Source organism: Actinocrispum wychmicini (genome assembly GCF_004345645.1).
Taxonomy (GTDB): Bacteria; Actinomycetota; Actinomycetes; order Mycobacteriales; family Pseudonocardiaceae; genus Kibdelosporangium; species Kibdelosporangium wychmicini.
Genome location: NZ_SLWS01000006.1, coordinates 705628 through 723232, shown reverse-complemented (window position 1 = coordinate 723232; position 17605 = coordinate 705628). Strand labels below are relative to the sequence as shown.

Annotated in this window: 14 protein-coding genes; 5 read left to right on the top strand and 9 right to left on the bottom strand. The window is 67.1% G+C overall.

Annotated features, from left to right (window positions below):
• The first annotated feature begins 10 nt into the window (after positions 1 to 10).
• Genes EV192_RS29775 through EV192_RS29760 form a run of 4 tightly spaced genes read left to right on the top strand, consistent with a single transcriptional unit; the run spans position 11 to position 6070 of the window.
• Entirely contained in the window at positions 11 to 331 is a 321-nt protein-coding gene (locus tag EV192_RS29775) for a type VII secretion target (RefSeq protein WP_132121193.1), read from the top strand.
• Positions 328 to 4779 (top strand): RHS repeat-associated core domain-containing protein, encoded by a 4452-nt coding sequence (locus EV192_RS29770; RefSeq protein WP_132121191.1) that lies wholly within the window; start codon positions 328 to 330, stop codon positions 4777 to 4779. The genes EV192_RS29775 and EV192_RS29770 overlap by 4 nt, the downstream gene beginning before the upstream one ends.
• Complete coding sequence (locus EV192_RS29765; RefSeq protein ID WP_132121189.1) at positions 4767 to 5636, top strand: hypothetical protein; 870 nt, start codon at positions 4767 to 4769, stop codon at positions 5634 to 5636. Before EV192_RS29770 ends, EV192_RS29765 begins: the two co-directional genes overlap by 13 nt.
• On the top strand, positions 5633 to 6070 hold the full coding sequence (locus EV192_RS29760) for a VOC family protein (RefSeq protein ID WP_132121187.1): 438 nt from the start codon (positions 5633 to 5635) through the stop codon (positions 6068 to 6070). The genes EV192_RS29765 and EV192_RS29760 overlap by 4 nt, the downstream gene beginning before the upstream one ends.
• Here EV192_RS29760 and glgB read toward each other — a convergent pair.
• Complete coding sequence (glgB, locus tag EV192_RS29755; protein WP_243727135.1) at positions 6067 to 8241, bottom strand: 1,4-alpha-glucan branching protein GlgB; 2175 nt, start codon at positions 8239 to 8241, stop codon at positions 6067 to 6069. The two genes, EV192_RS29760 and glgB, sit on opposite strands and share 4 nt — an antisense overlap.
• A 163-nt stretch (positions 8242 to 8404) precedes the next feature.
• Between glgB and EV192_RS29750 the strand changes: the two genes are divergently transcribed.
• The gene (locus EV192_RS29750) at positions 8405 to 8923 is read left to right on the top strand and encodes a snapalysin family zinc-dependent metalloprotease (RefSeq protein WP_132121183.1); all 519 of its coding nucleotides are present in this window, start codon (positions 8405 to 8407) and stop codon (positions 8921 to 8923) included.
• Between the two features lie 132 nt (positions 8924 to 9055).
• On the opposite strand, the gene EV192_RS29745 is transcribed toward EV192_RS29750, so the two are convergent.
• The 8 genes from EV192_RS29745 to EV192_RS29710 all read right to left on the bottom strand — a co-directional run bounded on the left by EV192_RS29745 (position 9056) and on the right by EV192_RS29710 (position 17602).
• Positions 9056 to 9613, bottom strand: a complete 558-nt coding sequence (locus EV192_RS29745) for a DUF3558 family protein (RefSeq protein ID WP_165960666.1) — start codon at positions 9611 to 9613, stop codon at positions 9056 to 9058.
• A 2-nt stretch (positions 9614 to 9615) separates the two neighbouring features.
• Positions 9616 to 10182: a DUF3558 domain-containing protein gene (locus EV192_RS29740; protein ID WP_165960665.1), complete on the bottom strand. Its 567-nt coding sequence runs from the start codon at positions 10180 to 10182 to the stop codon at positions 9616 to 9618.
• An 8-nt stretch (positions 10183 to 10190) separates the two neighbouring features.
• A complete protein-coding gene (locus EV192_RS29735) occupies positions 10191 to 11132 on the bottom strand; it encodes a hypothetical protein (RefSeq protein WP_132121176.1) in 942 nt (313 codons plus the stop codon).
• An 11-nt stretch (positions 11133 to 11143) separates the two neighbouring features.
• Complete coding sequence (locus EV192_RS29730) at positions 11144 to 11440, bottom strand: hypothetical protein (protein ID WP_132121174.1); 297 nt, start codon at positions 11438 to 11440, stop codon at positions 11144 to 11146.
• A gap of 140 nt (positions 11441 to 11580) precedes the next feature.
• Positions 11581 to 12939, bottom strand: a complete 1359-nt coding sequence (locus EV192_RS29725; RefSeq protein ID WP_132121172.1) for a maltokinase N-terminal cap-like domain-containing protein — start codon at positions 12937 to 12939, stop codon at positions 11581 to 11583.
• Positions 12936 to 14729, bottom strand: a complete 1794-nt coding sequence (treS, locus tag EV192_RS29720) for a maltose alpha-D-glucosyltransferase (RefSeq protein ID WP_424923397.1) — start codon at positions 14727 to 14729, stop codon at positions 12936 to 12938. The genes EV192_RS29725 and treS overlap by 4 nt, the downstream gene beginning before the upstream one ends.
• A 143-nt stretch (positions 14730 to 14872) precedes the next feature.
• Entirely contained in the window at positions 14873 to 15520 is a 648-nt protein-coding gene (locus EV192_RS29715) for a double zinc ribbon domain-containing protein (RefSeq protein ID WP_132121170.1), read from the bottom strand.
• Positions 15521 to 15634: 114 nt separating this feature from the next.
• On the bottom strand, positions 15635 to 17602 hold the full coding sequence (locus EV192_RS29710) for an alpha-1,4-glucan--maltose-1-phosphate maltosyltransferase (RefSeq protein ID WP_132121168.1): 1968 nt from the start codon (positions 17600 to 17602) through the stop codon (positions 15635 to 15637).
• Positions 17603 to 17605 lie beyond the last annotated feature (3 nt).

Below are 17605 nucleotides of genomic sequence, written 5' to 3'. Positions count from 1 at the left end.
GAGGACAGCGATGCCCGAGGGGTTCGGTGTCAGGCCGGATGAGCTGACCACGCACGCGAAAGCGGTCAGCCAGGTGGCAAGCACGTTGGACCAGGCGATGTCGGCCGCCCAGCAGGTCACGTTGGGGGTGCAGGCGTACGGGATGATCTGCGGCCCGTTGTTCGTGCCGATCGTGCTGGCGGTCAGCGCGCCGGGCCTGATCACGTTGGGCATGGCCCAGCGGGCGATGTCCTCGGTGTCCGACGGGGTCACCCAGACCGCGGCGAAGTACCAGGCAGTGGACCAGACCCACGCACAGAACCTGTCGAACGTCGGCGGTGACTTACGGTGAACGATTCCCCGGCGAACAACCCACTGGTGGCCGCGAAACAGGACTCGACCACCTGGCATACCGGGATCAACCTGATCGACGACGCCACGGCCACGTACGAGGGCATCTCGTCGGGCAGTTGGGTCGAGGGCGGCGTCGGCGCGTTCGGCACCGGGCTGGACGCGCTGTCGATGGCGATGAACCCGGTCGGCACCCTGATCTCGTACGGCCTGAACTGGCTGATCGAGCACGTGCGCCCGCTGAAGCAGACCCTGGACCAGCTGGCCGGCGACCCGGACCAGATCGCCGCCTACGCCCGGACCTGGAAGAACGTGGGCGACGCGGTCAAGAAGGCCGCCCAGGACCTGAACACCACGGTCACCAACGACACGGCGAACTGGACCGGCCAGGCCGCGGACGCCTACCGCGCCAACGTCACCGACAAGGTCAACCACATCACCTCGGCCGGTACGTGCGCCAACGCCATCGGCACGGCGGTGGAGATGGTCGGTGTGCTGACCGGCGCGGTCCGGATGCTGGTCCGCGACATCGTCACGCAGGCGATCGGCGACATCGTCCAGTACGCCCTGGAGGAGGTCTTCAGCCTCGGCATCGCGACCCCGCTGGTGGCCGCGCAGGTGAGCGCCCAGGTCGCCAACTGGATGGAGCGGATCACCGGCATCATCAAGAAGTTGATCAACTCCATCGAGAAGCTGCGCCCGTTGATGAGCAAGCTGGAGGAGATCTTCGCCGCGGTCAAGAAGGCGATGTCGGAGATCCACGGCCGGCTCCGTGGCGAGGGCGGCGAAGGCACCCGGCTGTCCTCCGCCGACGAGCCGCACACCACGACCCCGCACGACAGTCCCCACGACGGAACCACTCCCGGTTCGCACGATGACCTCACCGGTGAGGGCACGCCCGGCGCCGGCGACCGCAGCACATCCCCCAACGGCGAACGCCCGGGAACGCGCCCGGAGGAGGACGGCACCAACGGCGGCCAGCGCTGTGAAGGCAACCGCGGCTGCGACGGCATGGGCGGCGACCCGGTCGACACGGTGTCCGGCCAGATGATCACCAACGGCACGGATGTCGAGCTTCCCGGTGTCCTGCCGTTGATCCTCGGCCGTGCCTACGCCTCGGCCTATCCGGGCGGCCGGCTGTACGGTCCTGGTTGGTCGTCCACAGTGGACCAAAGGCTTGCGGTGGACGACGCCGGTGTCCGCTACTTCGGTGACGACGCCCAGGTGTTGCACTACCAGCATCCGGTCGGCCAGGGCGCGCAAACCGTGCCCGCCGCCGGCGCCCGCTGGCCGCTGACCTGGGACCAGGACTCCGACACATACCGGATCGAGGACCCGTCGACCGGCCTGACCCGGCACTTCGGTCCGGCCACCACCGGGATCCGGCCGATCACCGCGCTGACCGACCGCAACGGCAACCGGATCGGCTACCACCACGACTCCAGCGGCCGGCCGGTCGAGATCGTGCACTCCGGTGGCTATCGCGTCCAGGTCGACACCGTCGACACCGAGAACGGAGTTCGCGTCGCCGCGCTGCGGCTGCATCCGGACATTCCGTTGGTGGAGTACAGGTACGACGAACGCGGCCGGCTGACCGAGATCGTCAATTCCACCGGACTGCCGTACCGCTACGAGTACGACGACGTGGACCGCGTCACCGCCTGGGTCGACCGTGACAACTACCGCTACACGTACATCTACGGCGACGACGGAAGAGTCGTTCGCGGTGAAGGACAGCAGGGCTATCTGACCGCCGATTTCACCTACGACCTGACCAACAGGACCACCAAGGTCACCAACAGCCTCGGCCACATCACCGTCTACCACTACGACGAGCACAACCACCTGACCAAGGTCGTCGACGCGCTCGGCAACACGGAGATCACCGAGTACGACCGTTACCACCGCCTGCTGTCGCGTACGGACCCGCTCGGCAACACGACTCGTTACACGCTCGGCATGGACGGTGCCCCAGTGCGGGTCGACCGTCCTGATGGGACAGTCGTCTCGGTGGCGTACAACAGTATGCAGTTGCCGACGGAGGTCACCGGACCTGACGGCGCTCGGTGGCAGTACGTGTACGACGAGCGCGGCAACATGCTCGTGCAGACCGACCCAGTCGGCGCCGTTACGAGCTATCAGTACGGCGAGCACGGCGAAGTTCAGTCCCTTGTGGACGCTCTGGGGGGCATCACCACGGTCACATGCGACGCCGCTGGTGTTCCGTTGTCGGTGACCGATCCGTCTGGTGCCACGGAGACGTACACGCTGGACGCGCTGGGACGGACCGTCTCGGTCACCGATCCACTGGGCGCGGTCACCGTCACCGAGCGGAATCCAACGGGTTTGCCGGCTCGGCGCGTACATCCGGACGGCACAGTCGAGATGTGGCACTGGAACGGCAACGGCGACATGCTCGCGCTGACCGACCGGGGCGGCTTCACCACGAGGTTCGAAGTCGGCCCGTTCCACCTGGTCGCCGGCCGCACCGACCCGGACGGCACCAGGCACGTGTTCGCGCACGACACCGAACTGCGGCTGACCCAGGTCACCAACCCGCAGGGCCTGGCGTGGCGGTACAGCTACGACCAGGCGGGCAACCTGGTGGCGGAACGGGACTTCAACGGCCGGACGATGAGCTACGGGCACGACGCCGGCCGCTGGCTCAACCAGATGACCAACGCCGCGGGCGAGACGGTCTCGATCACCCGTGACCCGCTCGGCCGGATCACCGACCAGCGCACCTCCGACGGTCAGGTGACCGCGTTCCGCTACGACCTGGCCGGGCAGTTGGTCCACGCGACCAGCCCGGACAGCGAGGTGGTGCTGACCCGTGACCCGTTCGGCCGGGTGCTCACCGAGACCGTGAACGGGCGCACCCTCACCAACGCCTACGACCTGCTCGGTCGGCGCGTCTCCCGGACGACTCCGGGCGGCCACGCGTCGACGTGGGAGTACGACCGGGTCGGCCGGCCCAGCGCGCTGACCACCGGCGGCCGGCGGATCACGTTCGGGCATGACGCCGCCGGCCGGGAGACCCACCGCTGGCTCGGCCCGGCGACGGCGTTGACGAGTTCGTGGGACAGCTCCGGCCGGCTCACCGCTCGTCAACTGGTCGGCGTGGAGGGGCAGGAAAGCCGGGTCCGGTCCGGGCGTAGCTGGACGTACCGCGGTGACGGCGTTCCTGACTCGGTCACCGACGCCGAAGGGCCGCGCCGGTTCGAGCTGGACGCGCTTGGCCGTGTCACCGCTGTGCGCGCGGCGAACTGGAGCGAGCAGTACGCGTACGACCCGTCGGGCAACCTCAGTTTCGCCGCGGACAGCCGTGGCGAGGCGGCACCGATCGCCTCAACCGGCACCCTCGTGCGGTCAGCAGGGCACACGCACTACGACTACGACACGCAAGGGCGTCTCGTTCGGACGGTCCGGCAGACCCTGTCCGGTCAACGACAGGTGTGGCAGTACCAGTACGACGTCCGTAACCGCCTGACCGGTGTCGTCACGCCGGCGGGGCAACGTTGGCGTTACCGCTACGACGCGCTCGGCCGGCGGTTCGCCAAGCAACTGCTGGGCCAGGATGGTGTGCCTGTCGATGAGACCGGTTTCACCTGGGACGGCGAGGTTCTGGTCGAACAGGCGCACACAGTCGCGTCGGCGACGACCGTGACGACGTGGGACTACGAGCCGGGTACGTGGTCGCCGGTCAGCCAGGACCGGCGTTCGTACTACGCGACCGCGCCGCAGCAGGTGGTCGACCGGCAGTTCCACGCGATCGTCACCGACCAGGCCGGCACCCCGACCGAACTGGTCACCCCGGACGGACGGGTGGACTGGCGGCGTCGAGCCAGCGTATGGGGCCGTGTGCAGCAGGCTTCGCAGGGTGTCGAGTGCCTGCTGCGGTTCCCGGGCCAGTACCACGACCATGAGACCGGCCTGGACTACAACCAGCACAGGTACTACGACCCGGACACCGGCCGCTACATCAGCCCCGACCCGCTGGGGCTGGACGCCGCGCCGAACCCGTACCAGTACGTGCCGAACCCGCAGGTGATGCTGGACCCGTTGGGGCTGATCGGCAAGGACCGGTATCTGCACCTGGACCGGCCGGGCTGGCGGAACTACACGTTGGCCGACGCCAACGGGGTGGTCTACTACTCGGGCATGTTCGGGCCGGGATCCACCGCGGCGAGCACCCAGGCCCGGCACATGGCCAACGGCAACCGGTTCAACCCGGCCAACGGCGACACGATGACCGTGACTCCGGGAACGCGAACGTACGGTGAGTCGCGCCTGATGGAACAGCGGGTGGCCGAGCAGCACGGTACGATCATCGGCCGGGACGGCGACAACTACCGTGGCAACAGGGAGAACCCGTTGGCCAACGAGAAACTGAACGAGTACCAGGACTACGAGCAGCGAAAGCGGAGCGGGCTGGGATGTCCGAAGTGAACGAGGACGTGCTCGCGGGGCTGGCCGAGGCCGCGACCGACTTCGCGGACGAGACCGGCGGCGGGCCGACGCTGGCGGAGTTCCTGGAGCTCGTCGGCTGGTCGGCGCCGACGGACCTGCCGACACCGTTGCCGCTGAAGGCGACCCTGAATGGTGGCCGGAGCTACCAGAACGCCGAGAAGTCCCGTGTTCCCGAACTGAACGACCACATCTTCGAAGACGTCCGGGAACTGCTCGGCACGCTGACCGAACGGATCGGCGGCCCGGTGACTCCGCAGCAGTTCGCCGACGGGGTGCTCGGTCTGATCCGGTCCGGCCGGATCCCGCTGACCGACATCCCCGGCGTGGACGTCCAGAAACTCACCGCGGAAGTGTCAGGAAAACGCGTCATGAAACCGAAGATCGGCGACATCGTGGGAATTCCGGCCGCGGCCGGCGGCTACCGGCTGGGGGTCGTGCTCGGCCGGAACTCCTTCGGCACCGCCCTCGGCCTGTTCCACGGGACATCCGCGGACGGCAGCCTTGACCCGGCCCTGCGCGGCAACCCCAGGAAACACCCGGTGTACACCGAGGAAAGCCTGGTCAAGGACGGCACCTGGAAGGTCTTCGGGCACGACGACAGCCTGCGCGACCTGTTCCCGGCCGATCCGCCGATCTACCACAAACCGGGCGCCTACCCAGGCGTGGACACCGGTGAGTTCGGCGCGGCCGAGACCGCGGACGGCACCATGCGCATGATCGACCAGGACGAAGCCGCCGAGACCGGCCTGCGGGACGGCACCTACCGGCAGGCATATGCCGCCGCCTACCTGCAGAAAGTCCTCGACGACAGCGCGTCCGAAGCAGGTCCGGCATGACGATCAAGCGGATGGACAACGTCCTCATCGTCGTCGAGGACCTGGACGCGGTCATCGCGTTCTTCGTCGAACTGGGCATGGAGCTGGAGGGCAAGGGGCCACTCGACTGGCGCGGGGCGGAACGGGTCATCGGGCTTGAGGACGTCCGGCAGGACGTCGCCATGCTGCGGGTCCCGGACGGCCACGGACGGGTGGAGCTGGTGAAGTTCCACCAGCCGAAGGCCATCACCCCCGAGCCGAAAGAGGCGCCGGCGAACACGTTGGGCATTCGTCGCGTCATGTTCGCGGTCGACGACATCAAGGACACCATCGCCCGCCTGCGCACCCACGGCGCCGAACTCGTGGGGGAGCTGGAGCGGTACGAGAACATCTTTCTGCTCTGTTACGTCCGTGGCCCCGAAGGCATCATCGTCGGCCTCGCCGAGGAGCTCTAGCCGGCGGGGACGAGCCAGATGACACCTTGCGGCGGCAGTTGCAGCAGGGCTGAGGCTGGGCGGCCGTGCCAGGATTTCTCGGTGGCTGTCACGTCGCCAAAGTTGCCCACGCCGGAGCCGCCGTAGAAGGTGGCGTCGGTGTTGACGACCTCACGCCAGTGGCCGGCGTGTGGCAGGCCGATGCGGTAGTCGTGGTGGGGCATTCCGGCGAAGTTGGCGACGCAGGCCACGACGTTGGTGCCGTCCGGTTCGTGTCGCAGGAAGCTCAGGACGTTGCCGCTGGCGTCGTTGGCGTCGATCCAGGAGAAGCCTTCGGGGTCTGTGTCGCCGGTGTACAGGGCCGGGGTGTCCCGGTACACCTCGTTGAGGTCGGCGACCAGGGACTTGATGCCGTTGTGCAGGGGGTCGGCGAGTAGGTCCCAGTGCAGGGAGCGGTTCTCGGACCATTCCGCGACCTGGCCGAACTCGCCGCCCATGAACAGCATCTGTTTGCCTGGATGGGCCCACATGAACGCCAGCAAGGCGCGTACGCCGGCGGCTTTGTTCCAGTCGTCGCCGGGCATCCGGGTCCACAGTGAACCCTTGCCGTGCACGACCTCGTCGTGTGACAGGGGCAGCACGTAGTTCTCGCTCCACGCGTACACCAGGGAGAACGTGATTTCGTTGTGGTGGAAGGTCCGATGCACGGGATCGTGGCCGAGGTAGGACAGGGTGTCGTGCATCCAGCCCATGTTCCACTTGAAGCCGAAGCCGAGGCCGCCGAGGTGGGTGGGGCGGGTGACGCCGGGCCAGGCGGTGGACTCCTCGGCGATCATCATCGCGCCGGGGTGTCGTTTGTAGACGGTCGCGTTCAGCTCCTGGAGGAACCGGACGGCGTCCAGGTTCTCCCGGCCGCCGTGGACGTTCGGCAGCCATTCGCCTTCGTTGCGGGAGTAGTCCAGGTACAGCATGGAGGCGACGGCGTCCACTCGTAGCCCGTCGATGTGGAACTCCTCCAGCCAGTACAGCGCGTTGGCCACCAGGAAGTTGCGGACTTCGTTGCGGCCGAAGTCGAACACCAGCGTTCCCCAGTCGGGGTGTTCGCCGCGGCGCGGGTCGGCGTGTTCGTAGAGCGGCTGGCCGTCGAACCGGGCGAGCGCCCACGAGTCCTTCGGGAAGTGCGCGGGCACCCAGTCCATGATCACGCCGATGCCCCGGCGGTGCATGGTGTCGACGAAATACCGGAAGTCGTCCGGCGACCCGTACCGCGACATCGGCGCGTAGTACGAAGTGACCTGGTAGCCCCACGACCCGCTGAACGGGTGCTGGGCGACAGGCATCAGTTCGACGTGCGTGAAGCCCATGTCGGTGACGTAGTCGGCGAGTTCGTCGGCCAGTTCCCGGTACCCGAGGCCCTGTTTCCACGAGCCGACATGGACCTCGTACGTGCTGATCGGCCGGCGCCACCACTGGGCGGCCTCCCGCTCGGCGACCCACTCGTCGTCGCTCCACCGGTAGTCCGAAGTGGACACAATGGAGGCGGTGGCCGGCGGCGGTTCGGCCGCGAACGCCATCGGGTCGGCCTTCTCGTGCCAGTGCCCGTCCTTGCCCAGCAACCGGAACTTGTAGTGGGTGCCGCGCGGCAGGCCGGGGATGAACAGCTCCCAGATCCCGGACGAACCGAGCGACCGCATCGGGTTGGCCCGGCCGTCCCACCCGTCGAACTCGCCGCAGACGCGAACACCCTCCGCGTTCGGCGCCCACACCGCGAACGACGTGCCCTCCACCACACCGGCCGGGGTGTCGAAGCCGCGGAGCTGAGCGCCGAGAACGGTCCAGACCCGTTCGTGCCGTCCCTCCGCGATGAGGTGCAGGTCCAGCTCACCCAGAGTGGGCAGCCACCGGTACGGGTCGTCGACCAGTTCGACCCGGTCGTTGTACGCGACCTCGAACAGGTACTCGGTCGGCGCCTGCGGCAGGACCGCGGCGAACAGGCCGGGTTCGACCTCCGCGAGGTCCTGCTTGACGTCTCCGGCGAGAACGGTCACGGAAGTGGCGCCGGGGCGGTAGGCGCGGACGACCGCGCCAGCCGGATGCGGGTGCATCCCCAGCAGGGAGTGCGGGTCGTGGTGCTCACCGGCGACGAGTCGACGGACGTCCTCGGCCGGCGGAGCCGGATCGAGCGGATTCACGTGGGTAAGCCTAGTGGGGGAGAAAGCACCACGCAGATCGCGCCTACTCCGGCCGCGGCCACCGGTGCGGTCCGCCCCATTCACCATACTTATGGACCTGGTCACCCTAGGTAGGCCTGCGCGACCCTGTGAACGCTCCTTTCCCCTGCAAGAGGAGAACAGTATGCGAAAGCTCATCCTGGCGATCGCGATGGTGCTGCCGTTCATCGGCATGGCCGTCCCCGCGAACGCCATCCAGATCAGGACCCTGTACTACGACACCAGCCAGGCCCAGGAGTTCGCGGGCGACTGGGACACCGCGGCCGCCAACTGGAACAAGTCGGTGACCGACGTCCGGATGGTCAAGCGCGGCGCGAACACCCCGGTGAACGTCCGGATCTTCGCGGACAACGGCTGGCCCCGGACCTACCCGGGGTCACTCGGCAGCGGAACCGTCTACATGGGACGTGAAGCCGTGAACGAGGGCTTCTACCGGCCGCGGATCGCCACCCACGAGTTCGGCCACATCCTCGGCCTGCCGGACAACCGGACCGGCCGGTGCTCCGACCTGATGTCGGGCCACAGCGCCCCGATATCGTGCAAGAGCGACCTGCCCAGCCCGGCCGAAGCAGCCCAAGTCCAACGCAACTTCCAGAACGGCCTGGTGCCGAGCACGGTCAACGTCACGGTCTACGTCGACTGACCAACCCGTCGGCGCGGCCTCCCCAAGGCCGCGCCGACGTCCACCGCGACAGCATGCAAGAACAAGCTGGCTCTGCCAATCCCCTGCGCCAGCAACGACATCGGTCCACCCACATCGGACCCACCAAGCTGCTCAGCCACCGATGATGTTGTGCATGATCGTCTCAGCGACAGTGAACGAGCGTTCACACGAGTTCCTGCCCGCCATCCGAACCTCGAAGCCCTGTGTGCCGGCCAGTCCGACGACAACGTTGCATGCCACATCGTCGGGGATGTCGTTGGTCCGCAGGCCAGGCTGGCCCACCACGGTGATCGGGCTCGCCGAGTTCGCCGGCCAGGCGATCTCGCGACGGTAGATCTTGCCGAGCAGGTCGGTGGCGAAGTAGTACTTGACGGTGAAGGACGAGTCGGGGGAGCCCCCGATGTCCCGCACGCACTCCGCCACATCGGGATCGTCGGAGTTGACCCGTCCGGGCTTGAGATACCCCAGTTCTTTGGCCTGCTCGTCGGCGAACAACGAGCACGGTTTGTCGCGGTACCTGGAGGCGTCCCAAGACTTCGGAACCGGCGGGGCAATGCTGGGCAGTCTGGTCGGCGGCTGTCCTTGGGAGGAGCCACCACAGCCAGCGGCAGCGAGGGCCAACGCGGCGACAACGCCCGAGACCCATCGGCATCTCTTGTTTTCTGGCACGTTCAGCCCTTGATGACGTTGTGCATGATCGTCTCGGCCACGTTGACCGCGCGCTCGCAAGAGTTCTTGCTCAGGACCCGAACCTCGAACCCCTGGGTGTCGGTCAGCCCGACGACGACGCGGCACTCGACATCTTCGGGGAAGTCGGTCCGCACGCCGGGTTGGTCCACAACGGTGATCTGCAGCGTGGAGTTGGTGGGCCAGGTGATTTCGCGCCGGTAGATCTTCCCGAGTACGTCGGTCGCGAAGTAGTACTTGATGGTGAAGTCGCCGAAGTGCTCATCGCTGTCCCGCGTGCATGTCGCCGCATCCGGCTGGCCGAAGTAGGCATGTCCGGGTTTGAGATACCCCAGAACCCTGGCTTGCTGGTCGGTAAACAACGTGCACGGCTTGTCCCGGTATTGTTTGGCATCCCAGGATTTCGGAACCGAGGGCGCACTGCTCGGCAGCGGTGTCCGGGAACTGGCCGAACCGGCGGACGTCGGCGGACTGCCTTGTGGGGTGCCGCTGCAGCCGGCGACGACAAGCGCGAAGATGGCGAACGTGCCGGCGATTCGCTGCGCGTGCATATGGCGCATCATATCTCTCGTTTCCCGCCGGGATTCATTCGTTTGTCGATCTCACTCTGCTGCGATTTCTCCGCCACGTACTTCTTGCGCTCGTCTTCGACCGACGGTCCGATCGGGCCAGGATTGTGCACCGTGTTCTCGAAGTTCTCGTAACGGAAATCGGGACTCCGGATGTCGCATTTCGGCGGCAGTGGCTTCACCATGTCCGCAGGCCCGTCGGCGTCGACGGTCTGGTCGTAGAACGCTTTCGTGATGTGGTCGATCGAGTGCCTGAACTGGTCGTTGAGGGCGTCCGCCGCCCGGCGGTAGCTGTCCATCACCTCATGTGCGCTGTTGCCTTCGATGGCCCGATCCACGAAGTCCTTGCCCATCTCGACCACGCTTTCCAGGGTCGAGTGCAGAAGCTTCTCAGGAGAGCCGCCCATGATGCCGCCGACCATGTCGAACAGCAGGGCCGACTTGAGCTTGGTGTCTTCCTTTTTCTGGTCGTCCATCTCGTTGTGGCCGGCCGCGTCCGTAGCCATGAGCAACGCGTGGAAGGTGGCTCTGCCCTGCACTGCTACCGCGTACGTGGCCGCAAGCCCCAGGAGACCGTGCAGCATCCGCTCCCGTACGTTGCGGCAGAACTCTTCCACCGCGTCGATCTGCTTCTTGAACGCGACCGAGGCGTCGCCTGTCCAGTTGTTCAGGTATCGAACGCTTTGCCGAAGCTCACCAACGGCATCGTAGTTGTCCCCAACGTTGAGTGCGATCTTGAAGACCCGGTTGTACTCATCGTAGACCTTTTGTGGGTCGACAGTCATATAGATGTCCTTGTCGCGCCAGAGGCCGTCGACTTCCGCTCTGGGGTATCCGGAAGCGGGAACTTCGTCGTTCAGCATCGCCACGAACGTGTCTTTGAGGGTGTTCGCGGCGCCCAGAATCTCTTCGTCTGTTTTCCAGTCGACCATGACAGCTCCCCTCAGCCTTGTCCGTCGACGCGGCGGTAGAGGGCGATGATCTCGCGGAGTGCTGCGGCGTTGGCGTCCAGGACTTCGCAGCCCTGTTCAAGTCGTTGGCCGATGGCCGCGCACCATGCTGGATATGTCGTCATCAGGCGGTCGGCTTCGTCGAGTTTGCCGGGCTGGACGAAGGTCTCGTTGATGATCAGACTGCTGAGTGGCGCGCGTAGCAGTTCGGCGGCTTGCGCGAGTGAACCGCCTGGGTATCTTGCGGCTTTGTCGGCTTCTTCGAGGTCGATCTCGAATCCCTGGTCCATCTCGCAGTCCCCTCGCACTGGTGGATGTCCGTTGTGGGATGTGCGCGTGCGGGGGTTGGTTCCCGGCTACGTGACTTTTCGCGCACACGGGATCACAGAGTGGCACTGTGCTGGGGGAATGGCGAGGGCCAACTGGCGGGTTACGAGGCGATTCGGGCGATGGAGGAGAGCGGGATCTGCACCCAGTCGGGGCGGTTGGCGTGTTCGTAGAAGACCTCGTACACCGCTTTGTCCAGTTCCAGGGCGCGGAGCAGGACTTCGTGGTCTCGGGGGTCTCCGTTGGGGGAGACTTCGGCGTAGCCGTCGCAGAAGGCGCCGCGGTTGCGCGTCGACCATTCTTTCGCGCGGACTTCGAGTTGGTGGTCTTCTGGTTGTCCCACAAGGAGTTGGTGGGCCGCGTAGTCGAAGGAGCGGAGCATTCCGGCGATGTCGCGCAGGGGTGAGCGGGGGGCGCTGCGTTCGCTGGGGGGCGACGCGGGCTCGCCTTCGAAGTCGATCAGCAGCCAGCCGTTGACCGTGCGCAGGACTTGGCCCAGGTGCAGGTCTCCGTGGACGTGCTGGACCGGTACGCCGCCGTCGGCGCCGCGGGCCCGCTCGAACGCCGACCGGAGGGCTTTTTCTTGTGGCGCGAGCGAAGGGACCGCCGACAGGACGGTGTCCAGGCGTTGGTGCATGGCGTCGACGGCGGTGTCGATCTCGCCGGCTTCGACCGGGCGGCTGTCCAGGGCTCGGGCCAGGTCCGCGTGGACGGTCGCGACCGCCGCGCCCAGGCGGTGGGCTTCGCCGGCGAAGTCGCCGCCCACTTCGTCGGCGTGCAGGTCCGCCTCGGCCATCAGGTCGCGGACGCTCGTGGTCGCCATGGCCCAGCCGTCGGCCGCGTCCGCCATGTACTGCTGGAGCATGCCGAGGGTGGGCCGGTCGCCCTCGTCGTCGGAGATCCAGCCGAGCGGCTGCGCGATGTGCTCGCAGCCGACCGCGTGCAGGGCCCGGTGCACCCGCAGGTCCGGGTTCGGGCCCGCGGACAGCCTTCGGAACAGCTTCAGGATGTACTGCTGGCCGTAGATCAACGAGGTGTTGCTCTGCTCCGACGTGACCGCGCGGCCACGCAGGCCCGGTTCGAGGGACACATCGGACTCGTGGTGGAAGCCGATCGGGCCGACCGACAGGCCGGACGTGATCGAGTCGAGCAGGTGCGCCATCAGGTCCGGGTCCGTGGTGGCCTCGTACCAGTGCCGGCCGTCGTCGTCCACCCAGACGCCGGCCAGGTGCTCCGGCGGGCGGTGGCGGCTGCCGACCATCAGCTGGTACAGCGACTTCCGGCCGTCCTGCACCACCTCGACGAGCACGTGCAGCAGCGCGGGGTCGCCGGCCAGCAGGGCCACCGCTCTGATCGGGCGGGCCTCGGTCACTGGCCGGTCCTTGCCGCCGAACCACCGTTGGTTCGGCAGCCAGGACGGCAGTTCGTCGGCCAGCATCCGCAGGACCGGCTCAGTCGTCATCCCTCGTCCACCGCCATGATCTCGAACCAGTAGAAGCCGTGCCCCGGCAGGGTGAGCAGGTACGGCAGCTCGCCGATCAACGGGAACCGCACGCCACCGGTCAGCTCCACCGGCTGGCGCCCCTCGTACGCCGAAAGGTCCAGTTCGACCGGCTGGGGGAACCGCGAAAGGTTGTTCACGCACAGCACGGTGTCCGAACCGAATCGCCGTAGGTAGGCCAGCACGCTCGGGTTGGACGAGCCCAACTCGTCGAAATCGCCGACGCCGAACGCGTGGTGTTGTTTGCGGACCTCGATCATCCGGCGGGTCCAGTGCAGCAGTGACGACGTGTTGTTCAATTGCGACTCTACGTTGATCCCCTGATATCCATACACGGGATCGGCGATCACGGGCAAGTAGATGCGCCCGGGATCGCATTGCGAGAAGCCGCCGTTGCGGTCCGGTGTCCACTGCATCGGGGTACGCACGGCGTCCCGGTCACCGAGCCAGATGTTGTCGCCCATCCCGATCTCGTCGCCGTAATACAGCACAGGCGAGCCGGGCAACGACAGCAGCAGGGCGGTGAACAGCTCAAGCTGGTTGCGGTCGTTGTCCAACAGGGGCGCGAGCCGTCTGCGGATACCGATGTTCGCCTTCATCCGCGGGTCTTTGGCGTACTCGGTGTACATGTAGTCGCGCTCGTCGTCGGTGACCATTTCCAGGGTCAGCTCGTCGTGGTTGCGCAGGAAGATGCCCCATTGGCAGCCGTCGGGGATCTTCGGCGTCTGCACCAGGATCTCCGAGATCGGGAACCGCGACTCGCGCCGGACGGCCATGAAGATCCGCGGCATCAGCGGGAAGTGGAACGCCATGTGGCACTCGTCGCCGCCGGTGGCCGGGTCACCGAAGTACTCGACCACGTCCGACGGCCACTGGTTCGCCTCGGCCAGCAGCACCCGGCCGGGATACTCGTCGTCGACGACCTTGCGGCAGCGGCGCAGGAACTCGTGGGTACGCGGCAGGTTCTCACAGTTGGTGCCCTCTTCTTCGAAGAGGTACGGCACCGCGTCCAGCCGGAAGCCGTCGATGCCCAGGTCCAGCCAGAACCGGAGGACCTCAAGCATGGCCTCCTGGACTTCGGGGTTCTCGTAGTTCAGGTCGGGCTGGTGGGCGAAGAACCGGTGCCAGTAGAACTGGCCGCGCACCGGGTCGTACGTCCAGTTCGACGTCTCGGTGTCGACGAAGATGATCCGGGCGTCGGGGTACTTCAGGTCGTCGTCGCTCCACACGTAGTAGTCGCCGTACGGGCCGTCGGGGTCGTGCCGGGACGCCTGGAACCACGGGTGGGCGTCCGAGGTGTGGTTGAGCACGAGGTCGGTGATGACCCGGATACCGCGCCGGTGGGCTTCGTTGAGCAGGTACACGAAGTCCTCGACGGTGCCGAACTCGGGCAGGACCGCGCGGAAGTCGCTGATGTCGTACCCGCCGTCGCGCAGCGGCGACGCGTAGAACGGCGGCAGCCACAGGCAGTCGACGCCGAGCCAGCTGAGATAGTCCATCTTGGACGCGAGGCCGCGGAGGTCGCCCGTGCCGTCACCGTTGGAGTCGGTGAAGGCGCGCACGAGCACCTCGTAGAAGACCGCGCTCTTGTACCAGTCGGGATCCCTGGGCGCCAGGCGTGCGGACAGGAAGTCCTCGGCCTGCGGCTCGACCAGGTGCCCGTCGGCCAGTACGGCCTCACCGGTATGCGGTATCCCGGCCAACCCCAGTGCGGAGTCAGGTCGGGCATCATCATCCGGCAACGTTGCCACGGCAGCACCACTCGTTCGCTAGAGTCCAACACTTTGGTGGTACCCCAAAGCGCGGCTGCGTGAAACAGCGAATGCTCTGGCGGTGTGCGGACTCTAACCGGTCAACCGCTGTACGGGCGAACTGAGTGAGGCGAGGCGGGCCACTACAGCTGGTGACCGCACCCCGAACAGAACATCGCACCGGGGGAGGCCTTGGTGCCGCACTGGGTGCAGTGCACCTCCTTGATCAGGGACGCGCCGCAGGACCCACAGAACTTGCCGCCCGGCACGCTGGCGCCGCACTGGTCGCAGCGGAGCTTCGGCACTTCGGCCATGTTCTGGTTGGACGTCCAGTCCTGCTGCATGGCCTTGTCCTGGAACTGCCAGCGCTGCGCCTGGGACTGGGCCTTCGCGATCTCCTCGGCGACCAGCGGCGAACACTGCTGGCACTGGCCGACGTCGTTGTTCCAGCAGAACTGGCCGCAGACCCAGGAGCCGCAGCCACGGCACTGCCGGAACAGCGGCGAGACCGCCTCGACGGCCTTGGCGAAGTGCCGGTCCTTGGTCGCGCTGCCCTCACCGCCCATCCAGCCGTAGCGGTTGAAGTCCTCCACGCCGGACGAGAACTTCTCGACCGCGCCGCCGAACCACTCGCCGGCCATCCGCAGGACGCCTTTGCCGCGCGCGGAGACGTTCTGCTCGAACGGCGACTGGAAGCCATTGCTGCACCGGTTGCAGGTGAACTCCCACTGGAAGCCGTTCTCGTTGCACATGTCCCGGACGTTGCCGGTGAAGGGTACGGGTGCGACCACGGGAAAAGGATAATGCCTCAACCCCTGGTCAGGTCACGGTCGTACCGTGTTGTCCATAACGCATCTTCGGCTGCCCTTTGGGGCATGCGTTCCGCGCGTTGATCGATATGTCCGTTACCTTTCCACCGAGATGATGTGCGCGACCGCGTGCCACGGTTCCAGTCGGACGAAGTTGGCCTGGCCCCAGTCCCACCGCTCCCCGGTGACCTCGTCGTGCGCGGTGAACCGGTCGTGCCACTGCAGGCCCAGCTCGGGCAGGTCCAGCCAGACCGTGCCCTCCTCGGCGCCGTACGGGTCGATGTTGACCACGACGATCACCGCGTCCCCGGTGGCCGGGTCCACTTTGGAGTAAGCCAGCATCCCGGCGTTGTCGACGTGGTGGAAGTGCAGGGTGCGCAGTTGCTGCAGGGCCGGGTGGGCCCGCCGGATCTGGTTGAGCCGGCGCAGCCACGGCTCCAGCGACCGGCCCTCGGCCAGCGCCAGGTCGAAGTCCCGGGGCCGCAGCTGGTACTTCTCCGAGTCCAGGTACTCCTCGCTGCCCTGGCGCACGGGCTGGTGCTCGTACAGCTCGTAACCGGAGTAGACCCCCCAGGTGGGTGACATCGTGGCGGCCAGCGCGGCCCGCAGGGCGAACACGCCCGGCCCGCCCTGCTGCAACGACTCGTGCAGGATGTCCGGAGTGTTCACGAACAGGTTCGGCCGCGCCTCGTGGCAGTGCTCGACCTGCTGGACGCCGAAGTCGATCAGCTCCTGCTTGCCGGTGCGCCAGGTGAAGTACGTGTACGACTGGGTGAACCCGAGCCGGGCGAGGCCGTAGAGCCGGGCCGGCCGGGTGAACGCCTCGGACAGGAACAGCACGTCCGGGTGGCTGGCCTTGACCTGGGTGATCAGCCAGTACCAGAAGTCCGGCGGCTTGGTGTGCGGGTTGTCCACCCGGAAGATCCGGACGCCCTGGTCGATCCAGTGCGTGACGACCCGCAGCACCTCCTCGTACAGCCCGGACGGGTCGTTGTCGAAGTTCAGCGGGTAGATGTCCTGGTAGCGCTTGGGCGGGTTCTCCGCGTACGCGACCGTGCCGTCCGGCCGGGTGGTGAACCACTCCGGGTGCTCGGTCACCCACGGGTGGTCCGGCGCGCACTGCAACGCCAGGTCGAGGGCCACTTCCATGCCCAGCTCGTTGGTACGGGCGACGAAGTCCTTGAAGTCGGCCAGGGTGCCCAGGTCCGGGTGGATGGCGTCGTGGCCGCCCTCGGCCGAGCCGATCGCCCACACCGAGCCGACGTCCGCCGGCTCCGAGACCACGCTGTTGTTGGGGCCTTTGCGGTTCACCCGGCCGATCGGGTGGATCGGCGGCAGGTAGACCACGTCGAAGCCCATCGACGCGACCCGGTCCAGCTCCTTGGTGGCGGTGTGGAACGTGCCGTGCACCGGCTTGCCCGACTCGTCGACGCCACCGGTGGACCTCGGGAAGAACTCGTACCACGAGCCGAACAGCGCGCGCTTGCGGTCGACGAGCACGCGGACGGTTTTGCCTCGGGTGACCAGTTCCCGCACGGGATGCTCGGTCATGATGTGGTGCACGGTGTCCGACAGCGCCTCGCCGATGCGGGCGGGCAGCAGCCGGCCGGTGTCCCGCAACGCGGCCGCGGCCGAGGCCAGCAACCGTTTTTCGCCGTTGCGGTTGGGCCGCCGGGAGACGCGTTCCAGCAGCCGGGCGCCACTCTCCAGGTCGTTGGCCAGTTCGTGCGCCGACTGCCCGGCGGCGGCCTTCACCTCCACGGCGTGCCGCCAGGTGGACCACGGGTCGCTCCAGGCGTCCACCCGGTACGTCCACAACCCGTCGGTGTCCGGGACGATCACCGAGGTGAAGATGTCCGGCTCCACCGGATGCGGCGCCATCCGGGTCTGCCGCGCCGCGCGGTCGGTCGGGCCCCGCCAGGCGACGGTGGCGGCGACACTGTCGTGCCCTTCCCGCCACACCGTCGCCTGGATCGGAACATGTTCGCCCACAACGGCTTTGACCGGATACCGGCCACAGTCGACAGTGGGTGAGACGTCGTCGATGCCCAGGCGACCGCTCACAGG

Bases quoted from the DNA above. Each gene is read 5' to 3' on its own strand.
- EV192_RS29730 (WP_132121174.1), bottom strand. From the start codon at position 11,440: ATGGACCAGGGATTCGAGATCGACCTCGAAGAAGCCGACAAAGCCGCA.
- EV192_RS29775 (WP_132121193.1), top strand. From the start codon at position 11: ATGCCCGAGGGGTTCGGTGTCAGGCCGGATGAGCTGACCACGCACGCG.
- EV192_RS29765 (WP_132121189.1), top strand. From the start codon at position 4,767: ATGTCCGAAGTGAACGAGGACGTGCTCGCGGGGCTGGCCGAGGCCGCG.
- EV192_RS29735 (WP_132121176.1), bottom strand. From the start codon at position 11,132: ATGGTCGACTGGAAAACAGACGAAGAGATTCTGGGCGCCGCGAACACC.
- EV192_RS29725 (WP_132121172.1), bottom strand. From the start codon at position 12,939: ATGACGACTGAGCCGGTCCTGCGGATGCTGGCCGACGAACTGCCGTCC.
- EV192_RS29740 (WP_165960665.1), bottom strand. From the start codon at position 10,182: ATGCACGCGCAGCGAATCGCCGGCACGTTCGCCATCTTCGCGCTTGTC.
- EV192_RS29750 (WP_132121183.1), top strand. From the start codon at position 8,405: ATGCGAAAGCTCATCCTGGCGATCGCGATGGTGCTGCCGTTCATCGGC.
- EV192_RS29760 (WP_132121187.1), top strand. From the start codon at position 5,633: ATGACGATCAAGCGGATGGACAACGTCCTCATCGTCGTCGAGGACCTG.